At 49.5% G+C, this 20,798-nt stretch carries 25 protein-coding genes; 5 read left to right on the forward strand and 20 right to left on the reverse strand.

Going from position 1 to position 20,798, the window contains the following annotated elements:
* The 20 genes from xerA to EDD77_RS04160 all read right to left on the reverse strand — a co-directional run bounded on the left by xerA (position 1) and on the right by EDD77_RS04160 (position 16,003).
* Entirely contained in the window at positions 1–987 is a 987-nt protein-coding gene (gene xerA, locus EDD77_RS04060) for a site-specific tyrosine recombinase/integron integrase (RefSeq protein ID WP_058966992.1), read from the reverse strand.
* A gap of 108 nt (positions 988–1,095) precedes the next feature.
* On the reverse strand, positions 1,096–2,235 hold the full coding sequence (locus tag EDD77_RS18260) for a restriction endonuclease subunit S (RefSeq protein ID WP_077138628.1): 1,140 nt from the start codon (positions 2,233–2,235) through the stop codon (positions 1,096–1,098).
* Positions 2,225–3,727: a class I SAM-dependent DNA methyltransferase gene (locus EDD77_RS04075; RefSeq protein WP_008816155.1), complete on the reverse strand. Its 1,503-nt coding sequence runs from the start codon at positions 3,725–3,727 to the stop codon at positions 2,225–2,227. Before EDD77_RS04075 ends, EDD77_RS18260 begins: the two co-directional genes overlap by 11 nt.
* 69 nt (positions 3,728–3,796) lie before the next feature.
* A complete protein-coding gene (locus tag EDD77_RS04080) occupies positions 3,797–4,036 on the reverse strand; it encodes a helix-turn-helix domain-containing protein (RefSeq protein WP_006573514.1) in 240 nt (79 codons plus the stop codon).
* A 149-nt stretch (positions 4,037–4,185) separates the two neighbouring features.
* Positions 4,186–5,550 carry a relaxase/mobilization nuclease domain-containing protein gene (locus tag EDD77_RS04085; RefSeq protein ID WP_058966993.1) on the reverse strand — a complete coding sequence of 455 codons (1,365 nt, stop codon included), beginning with the start codon at positions 5,548–5,550 and terminating at the stop codon, positions 4,186–4,188.
* A complete protein-coding gene (locus EDD77_RS04090; protein ID WP_058966995.1) occupies positions 5,511–5,840 on the reverse strand; it encodes a plasmid mobilization protein in 330 nt (109 codons plus the stop codon). The genes EDD77_RS04085 and EDD77_RS04090 overlap by 40 nt, the downstream gene beginning before the upstream one ends.
* Before the next feature lie 236 nt (positions 5,841–6,076).
* Positions 6,077–6,736, reverse strand: coding sequence for an SIMPL domain-containing protein (locus EDD77_RS04095; protein WP_058966997.1), 660 nt, complete (start codon positions 6,734–6,736; stop codon positions 6,077–6,079).
* Positions 6,733–7,392: a vWA domain-containing protein gene (locus EDD77_RS04100; RefSeq protein WP_009323477.1), complete on the reverse strand. Its 660-nt coding sequence runs from the start codon at positions 7,390–7,392 to the stop codon at positions 6,733–6,735. The genes EDD77_RS04095 and EDD77_RS04100 overlap by 4 nt, the downstream gene beginning before the upstream one ends.
* Before the next feature lie 101 nt (positions 7,393–7,493).
* Positions 7,494–7,916 (reverse strand): hypothetical protein, encoded by a 423-nt coding sequence (locus EDD77_RS04105; protein ID WP_058967000.1) that lies wholly within the window; start codon positions 7,914–7,916, stop codon positions 7,494–7,496.
* On the reverse strand, positions 7,913–9,421 hold the full coding sequence (locus EDD77_RS04110; protein ID WP_058967001.1) for a Y-family DNA polymerase: 1,509 nt from the start codon (positions 9,419–9,421) through the stop codon (positions 7,913–7,915). Before EDD77_RS04110 ends, EDD77_RS04105 begins: the two co-directional genes overlap by 4 nt.
* Positions 9,422–9,443: 22 nt before the next feature.
* Positions 9,444–10,976, reverse strand: a complete 1,533-nt coding sequence (locus EDD77_RS04115) for a hypothetical protein (protein ID WP_008396796.1) — start codon at positions 10,974–10,976, stop codon at positions 9,444–9,446.
* Positions 10,977–10,981: 5 nt separating this feature from the next.
* The gene (locus EDD77_RS04120; RefSeq protein WP_058967003.1) at positions 10,982–12,025 is read right to left on the reverse strand and encodes an O-acetyl-ADP-ribose deacetylase; all 1,044 of its coding nucleotides are present in this window, start codon (positions 12,023–12,025) and stop codon (positions 10,982–10,984) included.
* 19 nt (positions 12,026–12,044) lie between these two features.
* Complete coding sequence (locus tag EDD77_RS04125; RefSeq protein WP_006573505.1) at positions 12,045–12,254, reverse strand: hypothetical protein; 210 nt, start codon at positions 12,252–12,254, stop codon at positions 12,045–12,047.
* Between the two features lie 47 nt (positions 12,255–12,301).
* Positions 12,302–12,574 carry a hypothetical protein gene (locus tag EDD77_RS04130; protein WP_015518051.1) on the reverse strand — a complete coding sequence of 91 codons (273 nt, stop codon included), beginning with the start codon at positions 12,572–12,574 and terminating at the stop codon, positions 12,302–12,304.
* Between the two features lie 38 nt (positions 12,575–12,612).
* Positions 12,613–13,092 (reverse strand): flavodoxin, encoded by a 480-nt coding sequence (locus EDD77_RS04135; RefSeq protein WP_058967005.1) that lies wholly within the window; start codon positions 13,090–13,092, stop codon positions 12,613–12,615.
* A 6-nt stretch (positions 13,093–13,098) separates the two neighbouring features.
* Entirely contained in the window at positions 13,099–13,785 is a 687-nt protein-coding gene (locus EDD77_RS04140) for an AlkZ-related protein (protein ID WP_058967006.1), read from the reverse strand.
* Complete coding sequence (locus tag EDD77_RS04145) at positions 13,785–14,090, reverse strand: hypothetical protein (protein ID WP_058967234.1); 306 nt, start codon at positions 14,088–14,090, stop codon at positions 13,785–13,787. The genes EDD77_RS04140 and EDD77_RS04145 overlap by 1 nt, the downstream gene beginning before the upstream one ends.
* 30 nt (positions 14,091–14,120) lie before the next feature.
* The gene (locus EDD77_RS04150; RefSeq protein ID WP_058967008.1) at positions 14,121–14,945 is read right to left on the reverse strand and encodes a hypothetical protein; all 825 of its coding nucleotides are present in this window, start codon (positions 14,943–14,945) and stop codon (positions 14,121–14,123) included.
* 24 nt (positions 14,946–14,969) lie between these two features.
* Entirely contained in the window at positions 14,970–15,434 is a 465-nt protein-coding gene (locus EDD77_RS04155) for an ImmA/IrrE family metallo-endopeptidase (RefSeq protein WP_223385148.1), read from the reverse strand.
* Positions 15,435–15,574: 140 nt separating this feature from the next.
* Positions 15,575–16,003, reverse strand: a complete 429-nt coding sequence (locus tag EDD77_RS04160; RefSeq protein WP_005934745.1) for a helix-turn-helix domain-containing protein — start codon at positions 16,001–16,003, stop codon at positions 15,575–15,577.
* Between the two features lie 203 nt (positions 16,004–16,206).
* Between EDD77_RS04160 and EDD77_RS04165 the strand changes: the two genes are divergently transcribed.
* From EDD77_RS04165 to EDD77_RS04190, 5 genes are all read left to right on the forward strand, one after another.
* A complete protein-coding gene (locus EDD77_RS04165) occupies positions 16,207–16,533 on the forward strand; it encodes a hypothetical protein (protein ID WP_005934743.1) in 327 nt (108 codons plus the stop codon).
* The gene (locus EDD77_RS04170; protein WP_008816141.1) at positions 16,530–17,258 is read left to right on the forward strand and encodes an ImmA/IrrE family metallo-endopeptidase; all 729 of its coding nucleotides are present in this window, start codon (positions 16,530–16,532) and stop codon (positions 17,256–17,258) included. Before EDD77_RS04165 ends, EDD77_RS04170 begins: the two co-directional genes overlap by 4 nt.
* Before the next feature lie 516 nt (positions 17,259–17,774).
* Positions 17,775–18,191: a hypothetical protein gene (locus tag EDD77_RS04180; RefSeq protein WP_242868484.1), complete on the forward strand. Its 417-nt coding sequence runs from the start codon at positions 17,775–17,777 to the stop codon at positions 18,189–18,191.
* A gap of 511 nt (positions 18,192–18,702) precedes the next feature.
* Positions 18,703–18,945 (forward strand): DUF6870 family protein, encoded by a 243-nt coding sequence (locus EDD77_RS04185; protein WP_058967012.1) that lies wholly within the window; start codon positions 18,703–18,705, stop codon positions 18,943–18,945.
* A 214-nt stretch (positions 18,946–19,159) separates the two neighbouring features.
* The gene (locus EDD77_RS04190; protein ID WP_058967014.1) at positions 19,160–20,794 is read left to right on the forward strand and encodes a recombinase family protein; all 1,635 of its coding nucleotides are present in this window, start codon (positions 19,160–19,162) and stop codon (positions 20,792–20,794) included.
* The last annotated feature ends 4 nt before the right edge of the window (positions 20,795–20,798 follow it).

The following is a 20,798-nucleotide window of genomic DNA, read 5'->3' on the forward strand; positions in this document are numbered from 1 at the left end:
CTATCCAATATATTTTCTATGTGCCAGCTTCACATTCTGTTGTTTCACCATTGCATAGTGCATGGTGGTGTCGATTTTCTGATGCCCTAAGAGCTGCTGGACTTGCTCTATGGGCATTCCTTTGTCTATGGCAGTAGTAGCCAGTGTCCGCCTGAACTTGTGAGGGTGAACCTTCGGGATATTCAGACGCTTTCCCAGCTCCCGAAGACGTGTCTCCACACCGCCGATCATCAGCCGGTCAAACGGGGCTTTTAGCGAAACGAACAATGCGGGATTTTCATCTGTTCTGCCCTCAAGATAGTTTTGAAGGTGGATCTTCGTCCTTGCATCGAAGTAGACCAGTCGTTCTTTATTGCCTTTGCCGACAACAACGCATTCGCGTTCGTTGAAGTTGATGTCTTCGCGGTTTAGCGTGACCAGCTCACCAACACGCATTCCAGAGGAAGACAGAAGATCAATCATCGCCAAGTCTCGTGCCGTTTTGCAGTTGTCACGCATCAGCTCTAATGCTTCATCGGTGTAGGTGTCCTTGACCACCTTTGCAGTCTTGACTTTATGAATCCGGCGTACCGGACTTTTCACAATGAAATCCTCATCTTCAAGCCATGAGAAGAAGCTGGACAGGATCCGGCGGATGTTGTCTATGGTCACTTTGCTCGACCTTCGCTGAATTTGATAGCTTGTCAGATAGCGGCGCAAATCATCTGTGGTGATCTGTTGTACAGCCTTTCCGACTCCGGCAATCAGAGCCTCAATCGTCTTCCGGTAGTAGCTCAGGGTTTTCTCCGAACAGCCTTCGATCCGCTTTGCCGTGATAAATGCTTCGACTGCATCCGTCTCTTCTGCTGCTGGAATTGCGCTGCCATCATAGGTGATCGTTGCCCCTTCCAATGTCTCAGCCATTGCATCCCGAAGGTGCATGAGCTGTTCGTTGTTGAGATACGGCAGCATTTTTCGCTGTATCTCCGTGATAAGTTGTTCTGTCATTGTCGTGTCTCCTTTCGAGGTAAGAGAACGACATTCAGTGGCAGTCCCTTTTGTAAAACTCTCGCCACTGGTGAGAGTTATTCAGACGGTAAACGATAATTTAGCGGCTTAGAGCAGGACGGAAGAGACATCGATCTCGCCGGACATCAGCTTTGGAAGAATGGTATCTCGTAAATTGGCTAAATCTGTGTTCTCGACACAATTATTATGAATCATGCCAAGGATAGACGCGCCGACAGCATTGAATGCTGTTAATGACTCGTTATCCGGTATAGAAACGGAAAGAGGCTCAAGCAACGATACATAGAGGTTCTTTTGAACACTTCCCACAGCCATATCAGGAAACTCTCGCTGCTTGCTTTTGAGAAAGCAGTATATGAAAGCAAGCATATTTGTGTCATGAGGTGCAATGTTGATGACAGCCCTATTGCCACACATATAGTCTGCGATGATACCGAGCCTTCCGATTGTGCCTGATTTGCTTATTGCTATTGTATTTGGTTCGAAAAGCAATGCGCTCTTCTTAGCACTTTCAAATCCTGCTTTGGTCAATGTCCTACTTGTTTCTATTATGAAGGATTCGTTGATGTCAACGGCACGAAGCCATTTTACTTCTCCATCAAAATACTCTGGATGAGTTTGTGGCGGATTGACATAGCCTTCTTGAAAATCACAGAGATTGGAAAGAGTGTACTCTTTCAAGCAAGGAGATGCCGTTGCCATGTTCTCATATAGTGAGAACAACTGCTGCTGTAAATTATCGTTTATCTTCTTATTGACAGCAATCCGATCATCAATGCTTCTTAGCAACTTGCCAATACGAAGTTGAGTCTCGTAATTGAAGCACGGAACCTTGTATTGCATAATCGCGGTTTTATCGCCTCTTGGCATCTTTGTCCCTTTGGACGTAGCAGAAGCATAGTTGAAAAACGCATCATTAGCTAAGATGTAGTACAAAAAAGTCGAATCACACCCGCGATCTGCTCTGAAAACGAGAACATCATTTGAACACCCACCATCGTCATCCGCCATCCAGATTTTCTTGAAATAGGGGCGGATATTGGAAACTAATATATCGTCTTTTATATACTGCTGGGTATATTGGGCAGAAGGTAAAGCTCCTGCATCGACAATACCTCCCTTGTTTGGCATCATATTCTCAGTGGAAACATAGTTTCGTTTAGACAGAGTATCAACCGAAACTTTTCCTTTAGCGTAGGAACACAGAGAGCTAAGTTCAGATGTCATATCCAATCGCCCCCAGTCGTTCTTTGATCTGTGCCTCAAGCTCATGAGACTTGGTGAAAAGTTCAGACAGTTCAGAAGTCAGACGTCCCATTTTCTCTTCAAACGGCTCACCGTCATCTTCCTGTTCCTCAATGCCAACATAGCGTCCCGGAGTAAGAATGTAATCCTGCTTTGCAATGTCCTGCGTAGTAACAACCGCGCAGAACCCTTTTTCATCTTCAAGCGTTCCATCAACGAAGGCATTGTATGTGTCAGCAATTTTCTTGATGTCTTCATCCGTCAGTTCGCGCAGCTTCCGCGTGACCATAGTACCGAGCTTCCGTGCATCGATGAATAGCGTCTTGCCTTTCTGTTTCTTGTTCTTTGCAAGGAACCAGAGCGATACCGGAATCTGCGTTGTGTAGAAGAGCTGCGTCGGCATTGCGACGATACAGTCCACAAGGTCAGCGTTGATAATGTTTTTGCGAATTTCGCCTTCACCGCCAGACTGCGAGGAAAGCGAACCATTTGCAAGCACCATACCGATACGCCCATTCGGGGCGAGATGCCAGATCATGTGCTGCAACCACGCGAAGTTTGCATTTCCAGCAGGAGGCGTACCATACTGCCAACGGACATCATCAACGAGTTTATCCGCACCCCAGCCGGAGAGATTGAAGGGAGGATTCGCCATAATGAAGTCTGCCTTGAGTTGAGGGTGGCAGTCGTTAAAGAACGTGTCCGCATTAAACTTGCCGAGGTCGGCTTCAATACCGCGAATGGCAAGATTCATCTGCGCCATCTTCCATGTGGTCGGGTTGGAGTCCTGACCAAAAACGGAAATCTTGTTGATGTTGCCGCCGTGATTTTCGATGAACTTTGCGGACTGAACGAACATACCGCCAGAGCCGCAGCACGGGTCATAAACACGTCCATTAAACGGCTGCAATACTTCAACAAGGGTACGCACGACACAAGAGGGAGTATAGAACTCACCGGCAAGTTTGCCTTCCTGTTCAGCAAACTTGGAGAGACAGTATTCGTATGTACGACCGAGAATGTCCTTGCTGCTCCCATGCTCGATCATCTGAATGTTGGTGAAGAGATCAACCACTTCACCAAGACGCCGCTTGTCCAGCTCCGGACGGGCGAAGTTCTTAGGCAGAATATCTTTGAGGCGCTTGTTTTCTTTCTCAATACTGCGCATTGCATCATCAATTACCGTGCCAATTTCCGGCGTGTGAGCGGCAGCAGCAATCGCACTCCATCGTGCATTCTCAGGGACAAAGAATATGTTTTCGGCAGTGTATTCGTCCTGATCCTCTTCAAATCCATCGCCTTCTTCAACCAGTTCCTTGTACTTTGCCTCGAAGCGATCAGAAATGTATTTCAAGAAAATCAATCCGAGAACGACGGACTTGTATTCGGATGCGTCGATGTTTCCGCGCAGGACGCAAGCCGCGTCCCAGATTTGTTTTTCAAAGCCGATATTGCTTGTGTTATTCTCAGCCATTTCAGCAACCTCCAAAGTTATAGTTTCACACTTACTATTCTACAAAAAGAGCTGTACGAAAAACCGGACTCAGTTCTTGTCCGTTCGCACAGCCTCACATATATCTCCGATGTCACAGTTCAAGTAATCACAAATGCGCAGCAAAATAGAGAGGGACACTTCTTCCCCCTTATTCAGTTTTGTCCATGTCCCGGCAGACAGCCCCACTTCATGTCGTAGAGAAGCCTTCTTTATGTCGCGTTCCAGAAGAAGCATCCATAGTTTCTTATAGCTTATGCGCACGGCAACCATCCTTTCGCTTGCTTGCATTCAACACCGCTTATAATATTATACTGGATTTCATTCTCAAAAGCAATCCGTTGATGCAGAAATTAAAGAAAAAGTTTCAACTTCTCGAACCTTCTCTCAAGGATGCAGGGCATCTCCGGTCAACAGGAGATGCCCTGCTTTTGAAAGGACTATTCGCGCTGTGTGCTGCGCAGATGATCACGGTCATGGTCAGCAGAAGGAGCGAGAAACGTATCAACATTAGACTTGATCGTCTCTATTTGCTTTACTTCTTTTTTGAGCTTCGCACGTTCATCATAGAGCCGCTGTTGCTCATCAAGAAGTCGCTGCTGTTCCGCTTGCAGTGTCTTCATGCTCGGCAGTTTTTCATCGCCCTGCATAACAAGAAGCGTACTCCGTGCCGCCTCAAAGATCACAAGTTCTGCCTCATGCTTTGCTTTGAAACCCGGCTTATCTTTTGCCTTCTGGAATGCGTCATATACGGGCTTGAGCCGCTGGTAGTTGGAGATGTTTTTGATAAGCGGTTGGACTTCCCGCAGTCGCGCTTCGACGCCTTTCAGTTCCTTGCCGGTGCGGGCATAGGAGATGTGAACGTCCTCGACCTTCTTTTCAAGATCGGCGTATTGGAGCAAGTTGTTTTCCGTGAGATAGTTGAGTGTCCGTGCCGCTTCCTTGAGGATCGTGAGCTTGGCTTTATACTCATAGCCCTTGCTGTCGATAAGTCTGATCCGCTCCTGAATATCTCCGATGAGAGAGATGCCCTTCGGCACGGTCTGCCTCCGGTTTCTGCGCGGCGTCCGTCCGGCAATCCGCTCCTTGATGCGTTCCTCGGTGTAGTTCTCTCCGATGGTTTTAGACCGGGTAAACCGCTCCTGTCCTTCAGCGCGAAAGGAGATATATTTGCCGGTCTTGATTTCATAACCAGCTTCCTGCATGAGCCGCAGAAAATCATCGTAATCCTTCGCTGTAATGACAAGCCGGTCGATGGTCTGCTTGAGTTTCTGCTTCCAGCTCGTGCCGCGTTTGGCTTCGGTGTACTCCTTGTAGCCCATGCCTTTGTTCTGAGAGGGAGGGATAACAGAGAGACCGTTTTCCTTACAGAGCCGGTCGCTGACCTCGCGCATATCATAGTAAATCCGCTTGTAGCTATTGTATGCGTGGTAGTCCACAAAGTCAACCGCATTGAAAATCAGATGGTTATGAACATGGTCTTTGTCAATGTGAGTGGTCAGCACATACTCATATTTTCCTCCGAGGATTTCGTCTGCAAACTGCTTGCCGATCTCGTGGGCAAGCTCCGGTGTGACCTCTCCAATTTCAAAGGACTGGATCACATGACGGGCTATGATCCTGACCGGATTCATCCCTTTTTGCTCGGCTATTTTCCGCGTCCACTCAAATTCCCGCGCTGCGGTCTCGCTGGCACAGCCGTAGGACGAGACCAGCAGCTTCTCATCGGTCTTTTCGGGATTCAGAATGTACGCGATTGCCTTGCTCAAAGTTCCTCGGATTGCTTTGATTTTAGTAACTGCCATACCGCGTCCATCTTTTCTTTCAGCTCGTCAATATCGTCCTGATAGAATCGTCCCGTCGAGTTGATCCTGCGGCAGACGGTATTGATGTTCACGCCGATCTTGTTGACTTCGGCGGCGAGCTTTTTCTGCTCTGTGTAGTCCACAACGATGATGTAGCCGTCGATCAGCATCTTCCTTGCATACGCACCGAAGTTCTCCGTGCCGATCATCTCCATCTTCTTTGCAATCGTCCGTTCTTCCTGTGGTGTCAGCCAAATCTTCTTCTGAATGTCTCGTGTTCTTCGTACCATGCTGCGCCCTCCGTCGTAATGATTAGAAGGGTTTGGGACTATCCCAACAAGCAAAAATCTGATGTTAAGGGCAGGGTCTCCTTAACTGATTTTTCTCCGGTGGGTACTCACCGGATTTGCTTGCTAATCTCCCAAAATCGTATTCCCCGAAGATTCCTCCGTGAAATGTCCCTTCACTTTACAACGGACACAATAAGAGCGTTTGTTGAGTACCGGATTTCAAAAAAGTCAAAAAATCATTGGATTTCCCATGTGAAAGCCACGGTGTCCGACACGTCAATATCGTCCGGCTCGATCTCCGGCGCAGAGCATTTACTCATCGCCATAAGAGGCTGAATGCAGTCTTCAACCTCGTAGCTCGTTCTGGAATACACATTGAGTTCGCCCCAGTTGTAGTCGATGTTGAGCAACTGCCCAAGCGTACTGCCTGATGCTTTGCAAAGAATCTCCGCCTTCGCTCTGGCGTTCTCCGTCGCGCTGATCAGCAGCTTTTCGCTGACCGCTGATGGGTTTCTTACAGTGAATGCGATACTGAGTTCCGGCTTTGCACCGCAATCCGCAATCGCAGAAATGACCTTTGCAAGCTGCTTGCTGTCAAAGTCAAAGGCAAGTTTCAAGCGATAGCTGCAAGCATATCCGGCAAACTCTCGCTTGTAATTTCCTTGCCGATCCTTGACATTCTCGTACCTTGTCTGGACATCAAAGCTCGTGGTTTTCAGGTCTTCCTTGCGATACCCAACGCGGACTGCGGCACCTTGCAGTCTTTCGATTCTCTCGGTAGCTTCCGACATTGCACGGTCATAGGTTTTAGATAAGGTTTCAATGTTCAAGGAGAGGATGATGTAATCCGGTCTTGCGGAGACATTGCCTGTCCCTTTTACGGTGATCGTTCTCATTGCTTTCTCCCGTCCTTTCTGGAATTAAAGTCCTCATCAATACGCTTTTTCCAATTCGTACCCAGTGGTACGCTGCAACGGACAGCAGAAACCGCTTCGCTCAGAACCTCATAGTTGAGCTGCGTTCCCTTATGGTCAGAGTGATAATTGACCGCTCGGTCTGCTCCAATACCGAAGTGCTTTGCCGTTTCAACTGCGTCAATATTTGCGCCGAGGAATAGAAACTCCCAGCCGTACTTTTCCTTCTGCCGCTCGATCATTTTCTTAACTGTCTCGCTGTCATAACGGCGGCTTGCATTCTCCATGCCGTCCGTTGTGATGACGAACAGCGTATGTTCAGGGACATCCTCATTTCTTGCGTACTTGTGGACATTCCCAATGTGATGAATTGCTCCGCCGATAGCATCCAGAAGGGCAGTACATCCGCGAACGGAATAGTCCCTGTCGGTCATCGGCTCCACCTTCTGAACCGGCACACGGTCATGGATAACCTCGCTCACGTTGTCAAAGAGAACGGTAGAGATCAATGCCTCGCCATTCTCTTTTTTCTGCTTTTCAATCATGGAGTTGAATCCTCCGATGGTGTCTGTTTCCAGTCCGCTCATAGAGCCGCTGCGATCAAGGATGAATACGATCTCCGTCATGTTCTTTCTCATGTTTTGTACCTCCGTATATAAAAAAATGACTGCTTGGTGTCTCACCTTACAGTCATATTGTACTTCGGTATTCACTTCATTTGGTCGCATGGCAAGCGACATTATTCTAAGGATAAGAACAGCTCTCCGTCAATGCTTAGGATGTCATCCATCGGAATCCTCGTGCCGTCCTGCATGGTAATTAGGCGCTCAAAGTCATCAACCTTTATGACTGCGCCGGTTGCAGTTACATACGCACCGCCAGCTTTGCGCTCATCAGGTTTGAAGTAGGTTATTTCAACCTCCGGCTCTTCATCAAGGGCATCCATGAGAAGCTGATACCTCATGTTCAAAGCGGTCAAGGCTCCCTCATCAAGCTCAATCCTTTCGTCGGTCAGACGTCCGGTTTCCTTGATTGCAGAATCATAGCCGGTGAGGGCGGCAAAGGGTGCAAACTGCGCTGCACGATCTGACATCGGCATTTGTGGTCGCGTTTTGGAAACGTGATGAGGAAGTCCCATGATCTTGTCGTATTTTCCGTTCACGCCTTATGCCCTCCAATCTGCGCATTGCGGTCTTTCGCGGTTGCACCTTCTTCAAGATTCATTGCCTTGAGGATGGCGTTCTTTCCATACTTCTTTTTGATTGCAAGCGTGGCGGCTTGTATTTTCCGCTCACGCTCCAAGGCGGCATTCACAGCTTTCTGTTTTTCCTCTTCGGCGGCATAGTCGGTAAAGAGGTCGAGCTGGACAGCACCGTCGTTTTTCTTCGGCGCATCGGCTTCCGGCAGGACATGATTTGCCACAACATACATACGGCGGACAAGCAGATTCTTGTCCACGATCCGGTCAAACAGCTCTGACACGGCACACATTATTTTGCGGGTAGAGGATGTGTGACCGTCGAGGTTGATAGACCCGTGCGCCTGTTTGGGAATCTCCCGCCCGTAGGGGTCTTTCTCCACCGCACCGTGATACTTTGCCCGTCGTGCCGGATCGGTCAGGTTCTCAATGTCGTAGCCAACCGTGAGAACCATCTGATCGGTGACAAGTCCCTTGTCCACCAAGTCCAGCACAAGCAAGTCTGTCATTTCCCGGACAACCAGCCTTGCTTTCTCCGGCTCGTATGGGCAGTGCAATACCTGACCGGAGCTGAGGCTGTTGGAGCTGGGACGGTATGCCTTGATTGCCTCAATGGTCGTAGGCTCCCAGCCCCACGCATGATCAATGAGTAGTTCCGTATTCTTTCCGAACAGCTTATAAAGCAAGTCCTCGTTCCGCTCTGAACAGAGGGCAACATCACCCATGGTGAACATCCCATTCTGCTCAAGTTTCTTGGCAATACCTCGACCCACGCGCCAGAAATCCGTGAGAGGCTGGTGCGCCCAAAGCTCACGCCGGAACTTCATTTCATCCAGTTCGGCTATTCGGACGCCGTTTTTGTCGGCGGGGATGTGTTTCGCCACAATGTCCATTGCCACCTTGCAGAGAAAGAGGTTCGTGCCGATTCCTGCGGTTGCCGTAATGCCGGTTGTCTCAAGCACATCGAGGATGATCTTCATGGCAAGATCATGGGCGGAGAGCTTGTAGGTATTCAGGTAGTCCGTCACATCCATGAACACCTCGTCGATGGAGTAGACAACGATGTCCTCCGGCGCAATGTACTTGAGGTAGACCTGATAGATGCGGGTACTGTACTCCATGTAATACGCCATCCGGGGCGGCGCGATGATGAAGTCAATCGCCAAAGACGGATCTGCTTGTAGCTCAGAGAAGAAGTGTGATGTGCCGTCCAGCCTGTGTCCCGGCGCATCGTGCTGCCGTCCGGCATTCGCTTCCTTCACACGCTGCTTGACCTCGAATAGCCGTCCCCGCCCAGAGATGCCGTAGCTTTTGAGGGAGGGTGTAACAGCAAGGCAGATAGTCTTATCCGTCCGGCTTTCATCCGCGACAACAAGGTTTGTGTCCAGAGGATCTAAGCCGCGCTCCCTGCACTCCACGGAGGCATAGAAGGATTTCAGGTCGATTGCGATGTAAGTGTGTTGTTTCACCTTCTTTGCCTCCGCTTTCTTCTTAGATCAGCCCTAATGACATTTCATTGGAGCTTTTAATGTTGAATACGATACGCCATTCAATATCACCCTCCACCGGCTCAAAGTGTAGAGAGGAACAAACTGCATGAAGTTTTTCTTTTGAGCTGTCTCCACACACGATTGCGATTGGACCGTCCGCTCCGCCGATAATGCCGATACAAGCAATATCGTTTCGTGCCTCTGGTGCATAGCGGTCAGAGCATGGCGCAATTTCCAAAGGCTTGTCCCCCTCAGCGCAATCACAGATCGTAACATCGCTGTCAGGTTCAGGAGAAAGTGTATAGCTCATAGCAGTAAAATGCGTAGGATAAAACCAGCGGTCAGAACCGTAACGCTTTTCGGAAATTGTCTGCTGCTCTAATTCCTGTACAGTCAATGTGTATTTTTTTCCACTGACCGGATGGAGGAAAGAAAACGAATCACCGGGAGCGTGTGCCTTGAAATGTGGTCCCGGGACACGACACGACTGCTGCTCCATTGTAAGGGAGAGGGCTTTTATTTCAGGACGGCGTTTGCTTGTCCACGGAAAAGCTGCCCGAAAAATCATCCATCCATAGGATGTATCCAAATCATAGTGTTCCAATGCCCACTTTGCTTCCGCTTCATTGATCACCCCGTCTGGCAAACATGGATTAAAGACCACGGAACAGCCGTGGGAGGTCAGCATTGTTTTCCCGTTCAATTCCAAACGAGGAATAAAGTCAAGGCAAAGTGGATTGTCTAAATCTATCTGCATTTGCTGCTCCTGCGTGAAGTATTCGCAGGAGTCGTTTTCGGGGTGTAAATCCCATTTAGTTATGAACTTGCGAATGTCTTCTTCCGGGGTACGCATACAAAAGTCCATGACGAGTCCCTTGCTGCAAGAATACGCCGCAGGAATAACCCAATGATGCCTCGCCCAGTCAAATTGCTTATTCAACCGGATTTCCGTTCCGGCATGGTCTTTTCCCGAATGTCCCCAGAAGTTTCCCTCAAAGTAGACCTTCCACTCAGGCATGGTCGGTTCTGCTTCTGGGTTCATATCAACATCATAATAGTCCTCGGTGTACTTGATCTTACTATAATCAAAAGATGCTTGCAGCTTTTTGATGTATACCCACGGCTGTTCCATAGGCGTCAATTTCATTTTCTCAGCAAGCTCTGATAGCGTTCTTTGCTGATCCTGCGTTGGAGGGTTGTCCTGCAAAAAGGCTTCAAACTGGGCTTTATCCCACATCCACGCCTGTTCCAGCGCTGCCGAATCACTGCAAGCAAGGAGCAACCTCAGAAAGTCTTCAAAATCGTTTGCCAGCGGATGAACAAAATCCGGAGCCGAGTTCATGGGACTGACGGAAAATACCATACCGCCAAAGTCTCGAACAAAGCAGAAGTGGATGCCGTCCACACCCGCCCAGCCAAAAATAGATGCACCTTTTGGCGTGCAAAAGTATGGGTTGTTATCTTCACGACGCTCCACCCCTACGGGCGAAAGGTCAATACCACTTCGCAAAAATTTCTGAAACACTTTATCCATAGACCTTATGCTCCTATTAAACTTTGGTCGAAGGCAAACAGAGCCTCGTTGATCTCAAAGACATTATAGTTCCCATGCTCCACGAAATACTCCACGATGATGTCAAACTTGTTGGAGTGGGAGAGCGCAAAGCCAGCCTTCATGAGCATATCCTTCATTTCAACAAGCGGCAGCTCAAGGGCAATGGCAAACGCAATGACCGTGGGCTTGGAAGGCTTATAAGACTTGTCCGAGCGGATCTTCGAGAAGAGCTTCCGGTCAATATTCGCCTTCTTATAGCACTGCGCGTCCGTCATGCCGCGCTCATCAATCTTTCGCAGAAGCATCTCGGAAAAACTCTCGTCGATCTGTCCCAGCGCGTCATCAAGGGTTGCCGCCTTTTTGGGGGCAGCCGCCGCAGAGACGGGAGGCATGAGCTGTTCGATTGCCTCTTCACAAACGGATGCCTCGCAAGGCATGGGTTCTTCCATCCGGAAGGCGTTCATCCTGCGCAGACGCTCGGAACGATTATCAGTATGCTCGTCCACATAGCGGTCATCTATGTACGCTGCAATATCGGCAAACAGCTTGCCGCTGATCTGATAGGCTTTGCGGTCAAAAATGACGATGTACACCGTCATTTCGTTTTCGAGAAGGAAACTGCTAATGGTGTCAATCGCCACTTTGAGAGCCTGATCCTTCGGGTAGCCGAAAATGCCGGAGGAAATCAGAGGGAACGCAACCGATTCGCAGCCGTATTCTTTCGCCAGCATGAGCGAAGTCCGATAGCATGAGATCAGCCGTTCGCGCTCACCATGCCGCCCGTCATACCAGCGCGGACCGACAGCATGAATGACATATTTGCAGGGCAGCTTATAGCCCTTCGTGATTTTTGCGCTCCCGGTTTTGCAGCCGTGGAGCGTTTCACATTCCACCAGCAGCTCCGGTCCTGCGGCACGATGAATGCAGCCGTCCACACCGCCGCCACCCAGCAGCGACTCGTTGGCAGCGTTGACGATGGCGTCCACCTTCATTTTTGTGATGTCATTTCTGACAATTTGAAGCGGCATTATTCTATCCTCCGTCCTATCAAAGCGGCATCGGTGTCCGGGCGATCAGAATGACCGCCAGAATCGCGCCCACAAATGCCGCTGCCCCTACGACCGCCAACACCTTTTTGTCGAGCTTCTTCTTCGCTGCCTTGCCAATCAGCGCAGCGCAAGCCATGCAGACAGCCGCAGCAACAAGCGCAATGCCCAGCGTTTCCCATAGCCAAGAAAGTTCATGTAGGATTTTCATGCGATCATCATCTCCTGTTCATTAAACCGGAATTTGACACTTTGTATTTATCGAGAATACTCTTGAAACCATTTTGCAAAGCGTGATTTATTGAAAATAATGAATTTATATAGTTCTCCATTTTTCATATTAACTGTTGCAATTGGAAAGACTATCCACTTCCAAGAGATTTCTTTTATTTCCTGCATCGGCAAAACTAAATTTCTGTATTTTTTGTCAACTGTAAGCTTGTTTGTCTTGTAAGTAAGCGACTGACTATCGAGGTACAGACCTCCTCCAAGTATGCCATTGTGACACAAACTGCAAACAAAAGATTTCATAGAAACATCCCTCCATTAAATCCCGAGTTGTCTGCCCCTTAAAGTCCAAGTCCTTCAACCCACGCCGCAAGCTCCTGATGCCCGACGCTGCCCTTGAAAACCTTGCCGTCCATCAGCTTTGCGCCTTTGCAGCTCGGCGCAAGGCGTTCGTTCGTCTTGCCAATGTCGCTTCCTCCGGAGGTTGCAAACGGGATGATCGTCTTGCCGGTCAAATCATAGCTCTCAAGGAACGTATTGATAATCGTCGGCGCGACATACCACCAGATCGGGAAGCCCACAAAGATGGTATCGTAGTCCTTCATGTTGTCCCGCTTGACGGCAATCTCAGGACGGGAGGCAGGATCGTTCATCTCAATCGTGCTGCGGGCTTTCTTGTCCATCCAGTTCAGGTCAACTTCCGTGTAAGGCACCTTCGGCTCAATCTCAAAGATGTCCGCGCCGATTGCTTCTGCCAGCGTCTCGGCAACCTTCGCGGTCACGCCGGACGCAGAAAAATATGCTACAAGTTTCTTACTCATGGTGTTTTATCCTTTCAATATCTTCGTAAGCTGCTGTACAGACGCACCCGGCAGGATGGAGGAAAGATGCTGCATCATGCGCTCTTTGGATTCCTGCGGGTCTCGCTGATATGCAGATGTGATAAGGTCGTACCCGAAAAGTTCTTCCGGCGTCGCATACTCTGCGACACCCCAGCCATAAGGTCTTCCGTATCTGTCCTGCATATAGACGAAATCCGCGATGCAGACATAGCTCTGCATTTGCAGCCGCGTGATGCACGTCTCAAAACCGGTGTTGCCGCCCTTGCGGTAGTTCAGAGCCTCTTTCAGCCGTTTGGAAAGCATCCTGCCTTCACCGGCTATGGCTTCATATAGCTCCTTGTCCTTGTAGGACGCCAAGCCATCATCCCAACGGGCGTCAAAGTCATAGCCGTCACGCCGGAAGTTTGCGAAGTCAGGTATCCACTCCCGGCTCACAAAGCCAGCCTTCTTGTTGAAAAGTTTGCCGTAAAGACATTTGCCGCTCCGCGCAGCCGGTCCTTTCCATTCCCACGGACCATCTACATCATCCGCAAACCACAACTCCGGCAAACAAAGCTCTTCAACAGAGAAGCCGTGAATCTCATTCCGAAAGAAGGGCAGAAAGCCGTATTGCTCGACAGCGGCAATCAAACCATCTGCACTATGTAGTTGTCTGGCATATCTCTTTGACATTACTCCGCCTCTTCAATCACGCCATAATCAATCAGGATATTCTTCTCCGCATACAGCGGGTAAACAACACCCATCATCTCATACTGATAACGTCTTACGCGGCGATGCTCCTGAACCGGCTCCGGTGCATACGCAGCGGTTTCGCAGTGCGCATACTCCGGCATTTCCGCAAGATCATCCCGAACGGCACGGATAAGCGCGTCTGCCACATCATCAATGTTCTTGCCGGTCTCCACGGCAACCAGTTCGTGCTTCCGAACTGCCTTGTCCAGATCACCGGGGGAACGGAACAGTTTGTACTTCATCATGCACGTCCTTTCTCTCTATCGGTCTGTCTATTCTTCCTGAAATCTGTTCTTTAGGGACGCAATCATCGCTTGTGCGGCAATGCTCAGATACAAAACTCCAATTTCATAGATAAAGTCGCGGTCGATCACGATAAAGTAATCTCTAACGTGTGTAAAAACCAGTTCCAGCAAGTCCCTGTACAGTGGATCATCAAAGGGCTTGAACCGTGCAAACTTGCTTTTGGCAGCATCCCATGTCATAGACGCCTCGCCCTCATCACTGGTCATCGCCTCGCAGAGAATCATGCTGACGCCCATTTTCCCGTTGCCGGTCAGGAGCTCTCCTTCGTAATAGCTGAGAAGGTCTTTCTTGCGTCGGAGCGGAACTACGTCGCAGTTGTCATCCAGCTCAAATGCAATCAGCTCCGCCGCGAGTTCCCGCCAGACCGCATATCCGGCGTTAATGGTTCCGTCCTCTTCGCGGCTGATGGTATCGTCCATGCAGTATCGTTCATAGAAGTTGTCTCCGCCAAGCTCGTTGCGGGTGCAGAAGATATGCGCCAGCTCATGCAGAAGAATGTGCTTCAACTCTGCCGGATGACGCGCTATGTCTGTGCGCAGAAGGATTCCGTCCGCGCCGTCTCCTGTGCCGACGAATGCAGAGGCGTGAAAGTCAAAATAGCCGTCCTCTGTATATCGGTCTTCCAGCCGGTCAGGAAAATACTGCTTGCAGAACTGCTCAAAGACTTCCTGCTGGTTTTCCGTCTGAAAGCAGCGCAGTACAAGGTTGTCCTCACTGAACTCTGCCCCCAAGCGTTCGTTAAAGATGGAAGCGGCATAGAAAAGGGCTTCTTTATAGTCGTTGTTGTTCATCTAATTGCTATCCTTCATCCTCATTCAGCCCTCCGGTCTGACATTTTTCAGAAAGTCAGAGTGCGGTACATAAGGCAAGTTGAGCTGCCAGCCCATGCGGTTCAGTTCGTTGAGCTTGATCAGCATCAGGTTGATGTTTGTTCCCATTGCAGCCGAGAGCTGCACCACATCGTAGTCCTGCTTCATCAGGTCAATCAGCTCATCATCATCAATGATCAGGTGTGAGGCAAACGCATTCGCCTCATATTCGTGTTTTGTGCGCATATCGAACAGCACGAACTCCGGGAGCGGTTCGTTTCCTTTGGCAAGATCACGGTGAAAGGTATCATGCCCGATCTCGTGACCGCAAACCATTTGCATGATCAGATACTCCATGTTGGAGTTCAGAAGAATATGCCGCTCTTTATGGCGGTAGGTGTACATTCCGAGCAGATCGTTCAGATTGTCAAGAAAATGGAGATGAATGCCCAGCTCACGGGCAATCTTCAAGGTATCTCTTGTTCCACAGCTTTTGACAATGCTGTTCGCCTTTTTGTATATTTCCTCGGAGCGAATTATCACGGGACCTTCACCCCTTTCATGTTGAAAACAGTCAAAGTAAATCCGTCAAGAAACCGAGACGTAGACAGTTATTCCTCTGCGTCCGTACCGGTCTTCTTGTATTTCTTCGGCGTGTATTTCTCAACATTCCGGGCTTTGGATTCCCAATATATATCCTGCAACGCCTTCATCACCGCATCCTTGTCCTGCTCGGACAGCGTACCGCCCGCAAACAAACCGGACATCCCTTCAATCAGGTCCTTTGCCTGTTTCATGCCACGGGAGCCGTACTGCTCGGATGCCTGAACCACAAACTCTTCGTCCTCGGTCAGCAGATAGTTCACATCCACCTTGAAGTATTCCGCGATTTTTCTGTAAGCGTCTTTGGTGCGGGGAAAGGAAATGCCGTTCTCGTACCGGGTAATCATACGCCTGTTGATCCCCAGTGCATCGGCTACTTCCTGCTGGGTCAGCTTCCGCTTCTCCCGTTCAGCCTTGAATTTCTCTCCAAACGTCATTTTGGTAATCACTCCTGTTCACAAAAAGTTTGCGACATCAAATTGCGCAAGTCTATTGACAAAGGCACTTGAAGTGCGTATAATAATGACTGAGCAATCCAACTACTCATAGTATATCCTGAATTGCTCATCCTGTCAAGGGGTATGAGTAGTTGTACACGAAAAAGTTACATCTTTTGAGCAGTTCAAATGGACAGGCATTTATGCTGCCGAAGATCATCCGTACCGGCATACACCGGTATGAGGGAACAGGAGTGAGAAAAACAGAAATGGCTACACAGTACAGAAAAGCATACGTCCCGGTTACGCTGGATGTGGACAAGGAGGGGGCAATCCTCCCTCGCCTTATCTGGTGGGACAACGGTGTAATCTTTCAAATCGACCAGATTCTATACAAATGCCGCGCCACATCCAAAAAGGTTGGGGGCGGAGGCATCCGTTACACAGTTCAGATTCGCGGAAAGGAGTCATTTCTTTTCCACGAAGGAGACAAGTGGTTCGTCGAAGCAAAGGAGGACAACTGCTCATGATTTTATCCCAGCGCCAACTTGAAGAAATTGCAGCATCAACAACGAAGGACTTCAACCGGTTCTTTTTCGGGGATGAGGCGGACAAGCCCGACCGATCAGCTTTGCCAACACCCATTGATCAGTTTGCAAAGAACTATCTCGGTCTTCGCGTATCATTCGCCCGTCTCTCGCCGGACGGAAGCATCTGCGGTGTCACTGCCTATGCCGACACTGAGTACAAGATCACGGAACTTGGTATTACGCGCACACTGGCTTTGAAGCGTAATCAGGTCATCTTGGACGAGAGCTTCATTCGATCCGGCAACGTGCAGCGGCTCTGCGCCAAGCGCAGATTTACCCTTGCCCACGAGTGCGCCCATCAGATTCTCTTCCAACTGGAATCGGAAGAGGTAAAGGCGTCCTGCGAAATGAAATATTCCGCACGGACAGCCTATACGCCGCGAGAGCTGAAAACCCGCGAGGACTGGAACGAGTGGCAAGCAAATGTCTTGGGCGCGGCGATCCTGCTTCCTCAAAAAGAGGTTGACCTGGCAATGCGTCGGTTTGCAGAAACGCCGCTGATCAATTACGAGGGGAGGTATTCGTATGGTGATCACTTAACGCTGCGCCTTTTCTGCCGGTTGTTCGGTGTCTCCAAGACAACGGCGTCTATCCGCCTTCGTCAGCTCGGCTACATGGTAGATCGTCCATTCAGTGAGTATGTTGACCCATTGGAGGTGTGGTAATGAAGAGAGCATCCATTCGGGTTCAGGAACCGACGCCGGAGCTGATCGAAAAAATCCGCAGGGCAAGAGTTGCCATTTCCCAGCAAAAGCCCCGATACCTGAAATGTCCGTATTGTCAGCATAATGCCATTGCTGTCTACGAGGACACGAGGGGTCATGTAGAATCCAAGTGCAAGAAATGCGGGCGGATCACAGTCTTTGATGTGCTGAATATGAGAAGACTGCGACCGCGTACCAAGTAAGAACCGGAGGACAAGCCTCTGTTCTAAAATAAAATATATGTCATAGCTGAGCTGTGGAGCCGCCTGATAGGTGAAGTCATCCTAATGCCGCATGAGACAGAGTTTAATTGCTCTGTTTTATCGGCATGGGATTCAAACCTCACCGTCATGCGGCTCTTTTTCTGTCTTCACCCTTCCCGCTGCTCCCGCGCAGCGGAAAGGATGAACAATGAAAATCCCTAAAACCCCTATCGCGTTCGATTACGACCTCTGGACTACGGAGGACGGCAGGTGCATGGTGCGCGTGAAACGAACCGGCGAAGTTTCCGAGGTTGACCGCAAGGTTATGAGAATCCTTCGCGCAGAGGAAAAGCGGATCAGACGCTCGTATGGCTCTGACAACACCTCTGAGGATGAGGACGGCGCAGAGAAAATTTCTGATACCGTGCTGTCCCTTGACGCTATGCCGGAGGACGATGTGAAGTCCGCTGCATGGCTGGCAGACTCCCGCGACTGCATGGAGGAACTGATTACCGCCCTCAAAGAGAAGGAGCTTCTTTCCATTCTGACCGAGAAGCAGCGCGAATTGTATCTTGCGATGACTCGTGAAGGACTGACTCTTCGAGAGTTTGCCCGAAGGAAAGGCATCGGCATCAGAGCTGCATTTGACCTCAAAGCAGCGGTGCAGAAAAAATTTCAAAGATTTTTTTGAGCGGTACTCAACAAACGGCAAAAAGATGTCCGTTGTAAAGTGAAAGGGTCAATCAGACCACTTCACTGCTCCTTGAAAACTGAATAGTTCAGTGCTGCGGATCTTTCCGCTTCTGCGAAGCAACACAGCTTCCGACGCCAAGACCTCCCGAAAGGGAGTGAGCGACCTCCGGAGAGCTATAACAGTCGTGTGGTGCGGCTGCTTGCGACGATGCAGATGCCGGGTATAATGATACTTCCGTCTTTTCTTTGAATGGGCGGCTCGGAGCGTTCCTCGGAGGGGTGAGAGTCCCATGATACCGATTGACCATTGGTAGTCCGCAGCATTCCCGGAACTGCAAAGTTCTTCTGGCAGGGGCGCGAGCTGCAAATATGCCGGACAATGAAACAAACCCAAAAGAAACTTACTATATAGTTTCAGGATGAAAACTATGTGGCAGGGTATCTTCACAAGATGCTCTGCCATATCCTTTTGTCCTGAATATTTTCACGAAACAGGAGGTGCTTAGAATATGATGGGCATTGAAACAATGAAAAGCGTCAGCCCGAAAACGGTTGACCGTAGCACACTCGTTCAAAGAAGCAGCATCCGGCTTGATCCTGCGGCACCGCAAGAAGTCAGACTGAGGGAGTTCATCAAGCAGATCAGAAATCCCTATTGTTATCTGGACGGGAAAACTGTGGTGAAGATCAGCTTCGCCGAGACGGACACGACAATGGAAGATTGTCTGGAACACTATCTGAGAGGTCTTTGATTTATGAACAGTCTGAATCTTTTCGCCCGGTTCTATGGACAAGCGATTGAGCCTGTGGTATAATTTAATCGGTCAAAAAAAGAAGAATACGGATTAAGCCGCTTGCCTTGATGGTCATGTGGCGTTTTTGTGTTCCTCTTCATAAGAGTTGAAGCAAGCCTTCGTCTTTCTGATTTGATGTACCACACCAAACAGAAAAACGGAGGTTATTTTTATGCCAGACAAGGTTTACCGCACGGCGATCTACTGCCGTCTGTCCCGTGAGGATGGAGACAAAGTAGAAAGCAACTCCATCGCCAGCCAGAGAGCCATCTGCGAGGACTATATCGCAAGACATGAGGATTTGGAGCTTGTCTGTGAGCCGTTTGTGGATGACGGTTACAGCGGCGTTTCCTTCAATCGTCCTCAGTTCAAAAAGCTGGAAGAGGCAATCCGCAAGGGTGCGCTTGACTGCATTGTGGTCAAGGATCTCAGCCGCTTCTCAAGAAACTACATCGACGGCGGACGTTACATTGAGAAGATATTCCCGCAGCTCGGCATACGCTTCATCGCAATCAATGATGCGTATGACAGTCTGACCGGTGATCCGCAGTCCGACTCCTTTGTTATCCCGTTCAAAAACTTGATTAACGATTCTTACTGCAAGGACATCTCCATGAAAATCCGAAGCAGTCTGGAAGTCAAGCAGAAGAGCGGTGAGTTCGTCGGCTCGTTCGCCCCTTACGGCTACATGAAATCGCCGGAGAACAAAAACCAGCTCATCGTGGATGAAGCGGTCAGCGAATATGTGCAGATGATCTTTTCCATGTACAAGGACGGCTTCTCCATTGGGCGCATTGCAAAGCGTCTGAACCAGATGGGCGTTCTGTCCCCAATGGAATACAAGCATTCCGCCGGTGTGAAGTTTGATACCGTCTTCAAAACCGGCGATACCGCAAAATGGACATACAAAGCCGTCCAGCGTATTCTCACCAACGAGGTTTATATCGGCGTTCTGGCGCAAGGCAAGCGCGGCACTCCCAACTACAAAGTCCGCGTTGTGAAAAGCAAGGATGAATCCGAGTGGGTCAAGGTTGAGAACGCGCATGAAGCTCTTGTGTCCTACGAGGACTTCATGGCAGTCAAGGTCATGATGCAAAGGGATATGCGCTGCTCACCCGATCAGGACGAAGCACACCTGTTTTCCGGCTTTCTGTTCTGCGGAGACTGTCAGCAGCCAATGATCCGCAAGACCGTCCCGTCGAAGACGAAAAAGTATATCTACTACGTCTGCTCCACCAATAAGCACAGCCGGACGTGCAGCCCGCACAGCATCGCCGCAAAAGAGGTTGAAGAGAAGGTCTTCCGTGCCATTCATGACCAGATCGAGCTTGTCATCAATCTGGAACACGCGCTTGCGATGATAGAACGGCTTCCGTCTCAGAGCCGTAAGGCTTTCAATTACGAAGCTCAGATCGCCAAAATCGAGGAAGAGATTGAACGGTACCAAAAGCTCAAGCTGGGGCTTTACGAGAACTTCATCGGCGGCGTCATTGATAAATCGGAATACTTCGAGTTCCGCAGCAGCTACACCAAAATCATTGAGGACAAACAGGAGGCACTTCTGCGGGTCAAAAAAGAAATGAAGCAGACGGTGACAACCGGCACGACCGAACGGAACTGGGTAACGCTTTTCAAGCAATATGAAAACGTCGAAGAACTGAACCGCCGTGTGCTGATGTCCCTTGTTGACCGCATTCTGATACACGAAAACCATGCAATCGAAATCGTCTTCAAATATAGGGACGAATACCAGCAGACGCTTGAATACATTCTCGGCTATGCCGACGAACTGGATATTGCCGTATAAAGGA

The sequence above is a fragment of the Allofournierella massiliensis genome (genome assembly GCF_004345265.1).
GTDB classification, from domain to species: Bacteria; Bacillota; Clostridia; order Oscillospirales; family Ruminococcaceae; genus Allofournierella; species Allofournierella massiliensis.

Coding starts and splice junctions, on each gene's coding strand:
- xerA (WP_058966992.1), bottom strand. CDS start 987: ATGACAGAACAACTTATCACGGAGATACAGCGAAAAATGCTGCCGTAT.
- EDD77_RS18260 (WP_077138628.1), bottom strand. CDS start 2,235: ATGACATCTGAACTTAGCTCTCTGTGTTCCTACGCTAAAGGAAAAGTT.
- EDD77_RS04075 (WP_008816155.1), bottom strand. CDS start 3,727: ATGGCTGAGAATAACACAAGCAATATCGGCTTTGAAAAACAAATCTGG.
- EDD77_RS04080 (WP_006573514.1), bottom strand. CDS start 4,036: ATGCAAGCAAGCGAAAGGATGGTTGCCGTGCGCATAAGCTATAAGAAA.
- EDD77_RS04085 (WP_058966993.1), bottom strand. CDS start 5,550: ATGGCAGTTACTAAAATCAAAGCAATCCGAGGAACTTTGAGCAAGGCA.
- EDD77_RS04090 (WP_058966995.1), bottom strand. CDS start 5,840: ATGGTACGAAGAACACGAGACATTCAGAAGAAGATTTGGCTGACACCA.
- EDD77_RS04095 (WP_058966997.1), bottom strand. CDS start 6,736: ATGAGAACGATCACCGTAAAAGGGACAGGCAATGTCTCCGCAAGACCG.
- EDD77_RS04100 (WP_009323477.1), bottom strand. CDS start 7,392: ATGAGAAAGAACATGACGGAGATCGTATTCATCCTTGATCGCAGCGGC.
- EDD77_RS04115 (WP_008396796.1), bottom strand. CDS start 10,976: ATGGATAAAGTGTTTCAGAAATTTTTGCGAAGTGGTATTGACCTTTCG.
- EDD77_RS04120 (WP_058967003.1), bottom strand. CDS start 12,025: ATGCCGCTTCAAATTGTCAGAAATGACATCACAAAAATGAAGGTGGAC.
- EDD77_RS04125 (WP_006573505.1), bottom strand. CDS start 12,254: ATGAAAATCCTACATGAACTTTCTTGGCTATGGGAAACGCTGGGCATT.
- EDD77_RS04130 (WP_015518051.1), bottom strand. CDS start 12,574: ATGAAATCTTTTGTTTGCAGTTTGTGTCACAATGGCATACTTGGAGGA.
- EDD77_RS04135 (WP_058967005.1), bottom strand. CDS start 13,092: ATGAGTAAGAAACTTGTAGCATATTTTTCTGCGTCCGGCGTGACCGCG.
- EDD77_RS04140 (WP_058967006.1), bottom strand. CDS start 13,785: ATGTCAAAGAGATATGCCAGACAACTACATAGTGCAGATGGTTTGATT.
- EDD77_RS04145 (WP_058967234.1), bottom strand. CDS start 14,090: ATGAAGTACAAACTGTTCCGTTCCCCCGGTGATCTGGACAAGGCAGTT.
- EDD77_RS04150 (WP_058967008.1), bottom strand. CDS start 14,945: ATGAACAACAACGACTATAAAGAAGCCCTTTTCTATGCCGCTTCCATC.
- EDD77_RS04160 (WP_005934745.1), bottom strand. CDS start 16,003: ATGACGTTTGGAGAGAAATTCAAGGCTGAACGGGAGAAGCGGAAGCTG.
- EDD77_RS04165 (WP_005934743.1), top strand. CDS start 16,207: ATGCTGCCGAAGATCATCCGTACCGGCATACACCGGTATGAGGGAACA.
- EDD77_RS04170 (WP_008816141.1), top strand. CDS start 16,530: ATGATTTTATCCCAGCGCCAACTTGAAGAAATTGCAGCATCAACAACG.
- EDD77_RS04180 (WP_242868484.1), top strand. CDS start 17,775: ATGGTGCGCGTGAAACGAACCGGCGAAGTTTCCGAGGTTGACCGCAAG.
- EDD77_RS04185 (WP_058967012.1), top strand. CDS start 18,703: ATGATGGGCATTGAAACAATGAAAAGCGTCAGCCCGAAAACGGTTGAC.
- EDD77_RS04190 (WP_058967014.1), top strand. CDS start 19,160: ATGCCAGACAAGGTTTACCGCACGGCGATCTACTGCCGTCTGTCCCGT.